The organism is uncultured Campylobacter sp. (genome assembly GCF_937997595.1).
Classification (GTDB): domain Bacteria; phylum Campylobacterota; class Campylobacteria; order Campylobacterales; family Campylobacteraceae; genus Campylobacter_B.
This window is the reverse complement of sequence record NZ_CALKTS010000310.1, coordinates 1-7949: the sequence shown is the minus strand read 5'-3', so window position 1 is coordinate 7949 and position 7949 is coordinate 1. Positions and strand designations below refer to the sequence as shown.

General features: G+C 46.0%; 9 protein-coding genes and 1 pseudogene. 4 read left to right on the top strand and 6 right to left on the bottom strand.

Going from position 1 to position 7949, the window contains the following annotated elements:
* A pseudogene (locus Q0614_RS10545) lies at positions 1-209 on the bottom strand (DUF1007 domain-containing protein); the annotation flags it as partial.
* Positions 210-1136, bottom strand: coding sequence for a zinc ABC transporter substrate-binding protein (locus Q0614_RS10540; RefSeq protein ID WP_298788596.1), 927 nt, complete (start codon positions 1134-1136; stop codon positions 210-212).
* Between the two features lie 113 nt (positions 1137-1249).
* Between Q0614_RS10540 and Q0614_RS10535 the strand changes: the two genes are divergently transcribed.
* The gene (locus Q0614_RS10535; RefSeq protein WP_298788594.1) at positions 1250-1603 is read left to right on the top strand and encodes a transcriptional repressor; all 354 of its coding nucleotides are present in this window, start codon (positions 1250-1252) and stop codon (positions 1601-1603) included.
* Positions 1604-1736: 133 nt separating this feature from the next.
* Positions 1737-2177: a hypothetical protein gene (locus Q0614_RS10530; protein ID WP_005873131.1), complete on the top strand. Its 441-nt coding sequence runs from the start codon at positions 1737-1739 to the stop codon at positions 2175-2177.
* Between the two features lie 864 nt (positions 2178-3041).
* Here the strand turns inward: Q0614_RS10530 and Q0614_RS10525 are convergent.
* The 4 genes from Q0614_RS10525 to rpmB all read right to left on the bottom strand — a co-directional run bounded on the left by Q0614_RS10525 (position 3042) and on the right by rpmB (position 6045).
* Positions 3042-3272, bottom strand: coding sequence for a YdcH family protein (locus Q0614_RS10525; RefSeq protein ID WP_177387402.1), 231 nt, complete (start codon positions 3270-3272; stop codon positions 3042-3044).
* Between the two features lie 246 nt (positions 3273-3518).
* Positions 3519-4712 (bottom strand): bifunctional glutamate N-acetyltransferase/amino-acid acetyltransferase ArgJ, encoded by a 1194-nt coding sequence (argJ, locus tag Q0614_RS10520; protein ID WP_298788592.1) that lies wholly within the window; start codon positions 4710-4712, stop codon positions 3519-3521.
* Complete coding sequence (locus tag Q0614_RS10515; protein WP_298788590.1) at positions 4705-5835, bottom strand: potassium channel protein; 1131 nt, start codon at positions 5833-5835, stop codon at positions 4705-4707. Before Q0614_RS10515 ends, argJ begins: the two co-directional genes overlap by 8 nt.
* An 18-nt stretch (positions 5836-5853) precedes the next feature.
* Positions 5854-6045, bottom strand: a complete 192-nt coding sequence (gene rpmB / locus Q0614_RS10510; RefSeq protein WP_291939605.1) for a 50S ribosomal protein L28 — start codon at positions 6043-6045, stop codon at positions 5854-5856.
* Positions 6046-6189: 144 nt separating this feature from the next.
* Between rpmB and rpe the strand changes: the two genes are divergently transcribed.
* Together rpe and Q0614_RS10500 are read left to right on the top strand one after the other, a co-directional pair.
* Entirely contained in the window at positions 6190-6831 is a 642-nt protein-coding gene (rpe, locus tag Q0614_RS10505; RefSeq protein ID WP_298788588.1) for a ribulose-phosphate 3-epimerase, read from the top strand.
* Between the two features lie 21 nt (positions 6832-6852).
* The gene (locus Q0614_RS10500) at positions 6853-7659 is read left to right on the top strand and encodes a 3'-5' exonuclease (protein ID WP_298788587.1); all 807 of its coding nucleotides are present in this window, start codon (positions 6853-6855) and stop codon (positions 7657-7659) included.
* Positions 7660-7949 lie beyond the last annotated feature (290 nt).

The window sequence follows — 7949 nt, the reverse complement described above, 5'->3', positions numbered from 1 at the left end:
TTGGAATTTATATCGTAGGTCTGCATTATGACGTCGGTAAAATTTTGAGAGAAAAGCCACGAAAAATGCAGACTCACGATCTTGCCATCTTGTGCGACGGGAGTAATGCTAACGTGCGCAGTAGGCGTGTATAGGGCGCACAGAGCGCACGCAAATATCCGCGAGCTAAAGATCGCGGATAAAAGTAAAATTTTAATAAATCTCATCAACTACAAATTTTCTCCGAAAACGTCGATCGTCTTTTTCATCGTCTCGTACCAATCTAGCGGCAGCTGATCGATCTCTATAACCTTTGCGCCCGTTTGAGCGGCGATGGTTTGCGCTGCCTTTTTGGAAAACTGCGGTGCGACGAAAATCACCTTGATCTTTTCCTCTTTGGTTTCCTCAATTAGCTCAGCCAAATCCGCAGGTTTAGGCTCTTTACCCTCCACTTCGACCGCGATCTGCTCCAGGTCGTATCGGTGCGCGAAATAGCCCCAAGACGGATGATAAACCATAAATTTCTTTCCCTTGACGCCCGCTAATTTCTGCTTTGCGTAAGCGTCTAGCTCGTCAAGCTTTTTAGCAAATTTATCGAAATTGGCTTCGTAAATTTTAGCATCCTTAGGATACTGTTTGGTTAACGCGTCTTTAATATTTTTAGCTTGAATTTTTACAAGCTGCGGATCTAGCCAGATATGTGGGTCTAAACCGCCGTGATGGTGATGGTGCTCGTGCGCCTCGTGGTCTTTGTCACCATGCTCATGATGCGCGTCATGATCGTGATCATCGTGATGCGCGCTATGATCATGTTCGTCGTGATGGTGATGCTCTGCCATAGCCATTTTGGTGATGCCATCTTCGGTGCGGATTATCTTCATCTTTGGATACGATGCGGCAAGCTTTGGTAGCCAGACTTCATCGAATTCTATACCGACTGCAAAATACAGATCGCTATTTTCTAGCATTTTCATCTCCGAAGGCTTAGGCTCGTATGTGTGCGGATCAGCGCCTTTGCCGACCATCGTATTTACCTGCAGGGTATCACCTGCTATTTGTTCAACAAAATACTTCGTCGGAAGTATGGTCGTGGTGACCGTAGGTTTGGCGAATGCTACGCAACTAGCTGCTAAAAGCGTGAAAACAAGCTTTTTCATAAAATTCCTTTCCAAAAAAATTGCGGAAGTATATCAAAAGCAACTTAGTTGCAACTTAATATAAATTTATCTAAATTTCGCTATCATCGCTTAAATTTTAAAAAAGGCGCAAAATGGATCCCAAAGATTTTTTAGCGAGCCATGATATCGCTTACACGGCGCTCCGCGGCCAGATCGTGCAAATTTTAAACGACAAAAAAGCCCCGGTAAGTTGCGACGAGCTAGTTGAGTTTACGGGCGCGAATAAAACCACGATCTATCGCAATATTGCGCTTTTGGAAGAGAAAAATTTAATAATCGCGAGCGAAAACAACCACAAAAGCTTTTACGAGCTAAGCAGCAGCGCGAAAGCTTATTTTGTCTGCGAGAATTGCCACAAGATGGAGGAAATTTCGATGCCCTCTTTGCCGCAAAAAAACGTCAAAAGCGTGCTCGTGCGCGGTCTGTGCGACGAATGCGGCGGTTGAGGCGGGAAATTTAATCAAAAGCGCTCAAAAAGCTTGGCTAAAATGCTAGGGCAAAATTTAACCGATTTTTAACGGATTTTTATAAAACAAACGATATAATCCGAGCGTTTCATATTTTAAAAGGGAAAATTTAGTGAATAAAAACGATACGATAAAAGCAATAGAGAAGTTTGTAAGTTCTCAAGAAATGACGATGTTTCGCCTGAAAAAGGGTATCTACGGCGATGCGATGAAAAACCTGGATCAGGTTTTTACGCCGTATAAGGAGTTTGCCGAGTTTTTCAAAAATCCCGCAAATAGACTACAGGAGTTGTTAGGCAACATCGCGTACGAATCGATCTTAAACTACACTGAAGCAGGGCTATCGCACTGTGAGAAGATCCACTCGATCTATTTTGTGGAATCCAAAGGATTTTTCAAAAGTGGGCTAAAGTATATCGAGCCTGATGCGACCGCGAGAGAAAGAGCCAAGAGCTATTACGACAAATTGCTGGAAAATAATGAGAAGCTTAACGAATATATCGATATCGGCTTGCAAAGGCTACATGGCTTAGAAGCAAAGGTTTTCGAGTAGGCTAGGCTAGCTTTGGGATTTGATTTGCGCGGCGAAATTCTATCGCAAATTCTTGGCGCTTAAAATTCTATGATTAAATTTCATACCTTTTACAGATCCACTTATATTATTTAATTCCGCGTTAGCGCTGCTTTTAATTTCGCATATAGCAAACAGGGTAACTTTAGAAATTCCGTGGCGGTAGGCATTATCCGATACGATCAAAGAAATAATCTAAATTTTTAAAGCTCAACGAAGCGGGTTAAAATAAGCAAGCTTAGCTAAATTCTTTGAAGAGATTAAAGTAGGCTCTAGCATAAACTAGCGCTTGTTTGAAGTCTGCGAATTTGAAATTTCGCGGCTAGCGCGAACGGGAATTTAAAATTCTAGCGCCACTTTAGATTTCTGCGAAATGCGGAATTTTAAAAGTAGGTACTGCGCCCGCAATAAGCAAAACGCAAGATTTGAAATTTGCTAGAAAATACTCACTGCAAAGTAAAATTTAAAAGCCAGGCTGCAAGGCGATGCGGCGTAAATTTTAATTTGCTCTATAGCGCAAAATATATTCAGCAAGAGATATTTTTGGAAGCGGAAGGGGTGATAGAGGGTCGTAACGAATTATATTTGATTACGCTAATACCGCATTGTTGGTATATGCAGTGATGCAGCCGATACGTAAAAATTATTTAGTGGTGTCAATATGGTGAAGCGTGCGGTATAAATTTTAACTTGTTTTGGCGCGCTGTTTTAATATCTCTATCGCGCGCGGCAAATTTAAGCGGTTAAACTTATTGCGATTAGAAAATTCTAAACGCGGATTAAAGCTTAGCGGCGAAATTAGCCTTGCTAGCACTCTGCTGCATCTTAATTTCGCCGCAAGCAGCTTTATTTATCTGCCTTTTCGGCTTTATATTGCGCTAGCAGGGTGCCTAGCTCATCTTTTATGCGAAGCTTTTCCTTCTTCATCGCATCGATCTCCAGATCGCTCATATGCACTCTGCCGGCCTGCGCGTCGGCGATCTTGTGATCCAGCTCGTCGTGTTTCTCAAAAAGCGAATCAAATCGCGCGTTTTTGCCTTTTAACTCAGTGATTAAATCTCTGTATTCATGAAACATACTTTACTCCTTTGAAAAATTTATTCAAGTATATCAATAAAGCGCTTAAAACCTAATTTCAGCTATCAAATTTAGACTGAATTTCACGCATGAGATTCCAAATTTTAAGAGGTAAAATTTTAGTATTTAAAAATTTAAAACAGGCAAATTTAAATGATAAAATTTTAGGGCAGAGCTTTAAAGCCCTGCCGCTATTCGCTATTTTCGAGACGAGATTTTTATTATGAAAGAGTAAGCTGTGAATCTTTATGATCTATAGTCGGCGTTGATTTTTACGTAGTCGTAGCTAAGATCGCAGCCGTATGCACTAAACTCGCCGTCTCCGAGCCCCAAATCGCACCAGATCGTAAAGCTTTTTTGCTGCATCACGGCGTGAGCCGCGGTCTCGCGAGCGGCGTCCAGTTCGCGATTTTGCGCGTCATAAAGCAGCACGTCGTCGTATTTGATGCGCAGCTTTTCTTCGTCGCATTCGATGCCGCAGGCGCCTATGGTCGAGGCTATGCGACCCCAATTCGGATCTTCACCGAAGATCGCCGTTTTAACAAGCGGCGAATTGCTTAGCGCCTTCGCCGCCGTGCGAGCGTCTTCGGCATTTGCGGCACCGCTTACTTTAAATCGCACCAGCTTGGTTGCGCCTTCGCCGTCTTTTACCAGCATCAGCGCAAGCTCGCGCGTCAGGGTGTTTAGCGTGGAGGCGAAGGCGTCCTTTTCGTAGGCGCATTTCGCGCTGCAGCAGAGCATAATCGTATCGTTGGTGGAGGTGTCGCCGTCGACGCTTACTGTGTTAAAGCTCTGCTCCGCCGCCTTTTTTAGCAGCTCGTCCATATCCGCGCGCGGGATTTTTGCGTCGGTCAGGACGAAGCAGAGCATGGTCGCAAGCGCGGGATTGATCATACCTGCGCCCTTGCAAACGGCTGCGATGTGAAATTTCTCGCCGTTTTCTAAAGAAATTTCATACGCAAGCTCCTTTTTTATCGTATCTGTCGTCATAATGGCGGTGGCTAGGGCGTTCGAGTTTCGTGCCGAGAGGTTAAAATTTTGCGCGGCGGCGATAATTTTTTCCTTTTTGAGGCGGTATCCGATGACGCCGGTGGAGCTCATAACGGGGTTTATCAGAGCGGTCTTTTTACCAAGCTCGCTAAAAATTTCATCGATGTCTGCGATGCCTTGCTTCCCGGTCATCGAGTTTGCGTTTTTAGAATTTACGAGGATAAAATTTGTTTTAAGCTCCCCGCCCGCGCGCTCTTGTGCCCTTTTGAAATGCCTAATCGGCGCGGCTTGAAATTTATTGCTCGTAAAGATCGCGCTTACGGCAAAGGGTTCGTCCGCGCGGATAAATCCCAGATCGTTCCCCTCTTTTTTAAAGCCCGAATTTACGCCGTCAAAATAAAAGCCCTCGACATTCTGCAAGCCGCCCTCGAGCTTAGTGATTTTAAACATATCTCATCTCCTGTGGCTTGTATTTGCTGCGGATGAGTTTTTTAGTGTTGCGGATGCCCTCTGCCGTGCCGATGACTAAAAATTTCACCCCAGTACCGATGAGATAGTCACCATCCGGCATCGGGATAAAGCGGCTGTTGGGCTCTTTGATTCCCACGACGTCGGCGTTTGTAAAATCGCGCAAGCGAGTTTCTTTTAGGCGCTTGAAGCGGATCCACGAAAAATCGGGCACCGTGATCTCTTCGATATCAATGAGAGAGTCCTTTTTATACAAAAATCGTTCCAAAATGTTTTCCATATCGGGGCGCACGCTGATCGCAGAGAGCCTTTGTGCGGCGAGTTTGGACGGCGAGACGATAGAATTTGCGCCGAGCTTTTTTAGCCTCTGCGTGTCGCTGTCATCATCGCTATTTGCCATGATGAAGTAGGGGGTGATGCGACCAAGCTCCTTTTCGTATAGGCGCACGAGCGAGATTATTGCGATATTATCGGCTAAATTTGGACTTAGCGTGATGACGGATTTTGCAGATGAGAGGTGGGCCTTTAGCATCGTGGTTTCCACGTGCGGCTCGCCTACGATGAAGTAGGGGTAGCGGTTTTCCTCGGCGATTTTGGCTAAATTCGGATCTGGATCGATCACCACGAAGGGTAGGTGGTTTTCGCGAAACTGCTTGGCAAGCTCGGCGCAGTAGATGTTGTTGTAACAGATAATGTAGTGGTTCTTGAGCCTTGCGATGTTGTTGATCATTCGTTGCTCCCTAAGTAAATTTTGAAGTTTGCCGTTTTTTATGACCTCGACGACGACGCCCAGGCAAAACGAAAAGGTTCCAAAGCCCATGAGGATGAATAAGACGGTAAAAATTCTACCCGCAGGCGATATCGGCGCTACTTCGGTAAAGCCTACCGTCGTGAAGGTCATACCCGCCTGATAAAAGGCATCCACGAGCGAAAAGCCTGCTATAAAGACATAGCCTAATGTGCCGATTAGCATCATCAGCACGATGGTTATCAGCGGTAAGCGAAAAGGTCGTAGCTGGTCGTAAATTTCTGTGTAGAGGTTGATGTCCGGCTTAGTCGAGCCGGACCAGTCGAGGAATCGCTTGATCTTGTCCAAAACAGACATAAATTCCTCTTTAAGAGGTTATTTTGATTGTTTTTTCATAGTTCGTAGAGTTGAGGCGGCTACTTTGATTCGTCTGGTTGAGCCGTCTTGTAGCTGAACGCGGATGGTGCGTAGATTGACCTGGAATTTCTTTTTGGTCCTGTTATTTGCGTGGCTGACGTTATTGCCTACCATCGCACCTTTGCCGGTGATTGCGCATCTTCTTGCCATAATAAATCCTTGATGATTAAAATAAATGACGATTATAGCGAAAAAATTTCAAATTATGCTTAAAATCCGCCGCGGTTTAAATTTAGCGAAATTTATGACAAAACTAAGTAAAATTCCGCATCTTGAAATTTTAAAGGAATCTTAATGTATGTCGCACCCAGCATTTTATCGGCGGATTTTGGAAAGCTTGCGGAGGAAATCCGCGCAGTCTGCGAAGCGGGCGCCGATCTCATTCACGTAGACGTGATGGACGGACATTTCGTACCCAATCTCACGATCGGACCGCTTGTAGCGAGCGCCGTGGCAAAGGCGAGCAGCAAGCCTTTAGATATCCATTTGATGGTCAAAAACGTGCCGTTTTTCGTCGATCTTTTTTTACCGCTAAAGCCGAAATTTCTTAGCTTCCACATCGAGGAGGAGAGCCATCCGCTGCGCCTCATAGATCATATACGCCGTAGCGGTGTCTCGCCCGCGGTCGTGCTAAATCCGCACACTCCGCTTAGCGCGCTGGAGTTTATCTTGGGCGAGGTCGATATGGTGCTTTTAATGAGCGTTAATCCTGGCTTTGGAGGGCAGAAATTTATCCCCTCGGCGCTTGAGAAAATTAAACAGCTGCGCGAGTTGATAGATCGCAAAAGTGCAAAATGCCTCATCGAGGTCGACGGCGGCGTAAACGGGCTGAATATAGCAGATATCGATGAAGCTGGCGCCGACATCGTGGTGGCCGGCAACTACATATTTTCTTCAAACGACTACGCGGAGGCGATCCGTGCGCTTAAAATTTAGGCGAGGCACAGGGGTAAAATTTTGACGCATAGAATCGAAAATCTCATAAATTTACTGGCTCAAAAGAGCATAAATTATTACGATTTTATCTCAAAAGCAAGCGATATTGCCGAAATTACCGAGCTTTTCGAGCCCAAAGACCTCTCAATGTGGCGGGCGCTGGGCATAGAGATAATAAAGCTAGATAGCGGCAAAATCACACTCAAAACCCGTGAGACGGACATTTCGGATGAAATTTTTTGCTTCGTGGACATCGAGACGAACGGCGGGCTCTCAAATGGTCAGATCATCGAAATCGGCGCGATAAAAACGCGCGGTACTCAGGAGTTGGACCGCTTCGAGAGCTTCGTTTATGCGCCCGTCGTGCCCGAAAATATCACGGAGCTTACTGGGATCTGCGCGGACGATCTGGTGGGCGCACCGCCGCTAGCTAGCGTGCTGGAGCGATTTAGGCTGTTTTTAGGCGATAGCGTTTTTGTGGCGCACAACGTCAAATTTGACTACGGCTTCATCGACGCAAGCCTGCAAAAATGCGGCTTTGGGATGCTTTTAAATCGCAGGCTCTGCACCGTCGAGCTCGCGCGCCGCACGATCGAGGCGCAAAGATACGGCCTTGGCTCGCTAAAAGAGCTTTTAGGCGTGCAAAACGTCCACCACCGCGCATTTAGCGATGCCGTTTCCTGCTTTGAAATTTTCAAATTCGCGCTCTCACGGCTGCCGTGGAGCGTGCAAAGCACCGAGGATCTGATACTTTTTAGTAAGACCGCAAAGAGCCTGGCGCTACCTAAGCCGCAGATTTCAGGACCTAGCGAGAGTGAAATTTTATAAATCGCGCGTCGAATTAAGAGATGAAATTTTAGTGAAATTTCGCGCCGCCGTTTGAGGGGTAAAATTTGCGCTTTTAAGCGGCGGCGCTTTAGTCTGCGCGAATTGTGGTAGCGTAATTCGATCCGAGCGATTTTGGGCGGCGCAAATCGGCGCGTATGGACCTAGATTTTGAAATTTTACCCTTGCCGTAGCGATTGAATGCGCACAATCGCGGCGGCGCAAATTTAAAGCGCTACTGCGGCGAGATGTGATTGCGAGCGAACCGAAACGGCGCGAATTTAAGCAGGCGC

Coding starts and splice junctions, on each gene's coding strand:
- Q0614_RS10535 (WP_298788594.1), top strand. CDS start 1,250: ATGGATCCCAAAGATTTTTTAGCGAGCCATGATATCGCTTACACGGCG.
- rpmB (WP_291939605.1), bottom strand. CDS start 6,045: ATGGCAAGAAGATGCGCAATCACCGGCAAAGGTGCGATGGTAGGCAAT.
- Q0614_RS10540 (WP_298788596.1), bottom strand. CDS start 1,136: ATGAAAAAGCTTGTTTTCACGCTTTTAGCAGCTAGTTGCGTAGCATTC.
- argJ (WP_298788592.1), bottom strand. CDS start 4,712: ATGTTTAAAATCACTAAGCTCGAGGGCGGCTTGCAGAATGTCGAGGGC.
- rpe (WP_298788588.1), top strand. CDS start 6,190: ATGTATGTCGCACCCAGCATTTTATCGGCGGATTTTGGAAAGCTTGCG.
- Q0614_RS10515 (WP_298788590.1), bottom strand. CDS start 5,835: ATGTCTGTTTTGGACAAGATCAAGCGATTCCTCGACTGGTCCGGCTCG.
- Q0614_RS10525 (WP_177387402.1), bottom strand. CDS start 3,272: ATGTTTCATGAATACAGAGATTTAATCACTGAGTTAAAAGGCAAAAAC.